Raw genomic sequence first — 925 nt, 5'->3', positions numbered from 1 at the left:
TAATCATTATCATTCGCACCTGTAAAGCCCTTTCCCGAAGTTTTTTTGCTTGATCTGTCAATTAAAAACCCTGATTTTAAAGAGGATTTCATTAACTACGGAGAGGAAAAATGAGTGAGATAACCGTTCGCCACGTGGTCCCGGAAGATGCCGAAGCCCTGCAGGCGCTCTATGGCCAGCCAGAAACCTACAGCGACACGCTACAGCTCCCTCATCCCTCGCTAATGAAATGGCGCGAAAAGCTCGCCGCAATCCCGGACGGCACGCAGATGCTGGTCGCCTGCATCGACGGTAAAGTAGCAGGCCAGGCCACCGTGTACATTAACGGCCCCGCCCGCCGCCGCCATACGGCCAGCTTCGGCATCGGCGTGGACGTGCAGCAGCGCGGTAAAGGCGTAGCCAGCGCGCTAATGCGCGCGATACTGGATCTGTGCGACAACTGGCTGGGTGTGGATCGCGTTGAGCTGACGGTATTCGCCGACAACCCGGCCGCCGTCCGCTTATACGAAAAATTCGGCTTCGAAACCGAAGGCCGCGCCCGCCGCTTCGCCATCCGCAACGGCCAGCAGGTGGACGCCCTGTATATGGCGCGGTTTAAACCCTGACTAAGCAAACGTAAAATGTAACCGCTGGCTCCTGAGGTGAGGTTGCTGTGGCTCACGGGATAAGGTTGCTGTGGCTCCGGAGTAAGGTTGCTGTGGTTCGCGGGGTAAGGTCGGCCGTTGGTGGCAGATCGCCGGGTCGCCATAAACCCCTCCCTGGGGGCTCGGACGGCGCATCCGTGCGCCGTACGCCCGGCTAATCTGTCCCCCAACGGCCTCCCCCTCGAGCTACTGCATTGCTTTGGTAAAAACCCTTTTCACGCTGAGTCTTGAGGTCTTGAGGTCTTGAGGCAGCTATACAGAAGATTACAGGCAATCGGGGT

General features: G+C 57.8%; 1 protein-coding gene. It reads left to right on the top strand.

The window, feature by feature from the left end; genetic code table 11:
• Positions 1-110 precede the first annotated feature (110 nt).
• Positions 111-605, top strand: a complete 495-nt coding sequence (locus tag NV64_RS22730; RefSeq protein WP_056232619.1) for a GNAT family N-acetyltransferase — start codon at positions 111-113, stop codon at positions 603-605.
• The last annotated feature ends 320 nt before the right edge of the window (positions 606-925 follow it).

This window comes from Erwinia sp. B116, assembly GCF_002865965.1.
In the GTDB taxonomy this organism is placed as follows: Bacteria; Pseudomonadota; Gammaproteobacteria; order Enterobacterales; family Enterobacteriaceae; genus Erwinia.
Note: the sequence above shows the minus strand (reverse complement) of the source record. Positions and strands in the feature narration are given on the sequence as shown.

What these genes read in the sequence shown, in the direction of transcription:
- NV64_RS22730 (WP_056232619.1), top strand. Translation starts at nt 111, where the DNA reads ATGAGTGAGATAACCGTTCGCCACGTGGTCCCGGAAGATGCCGAAGCC.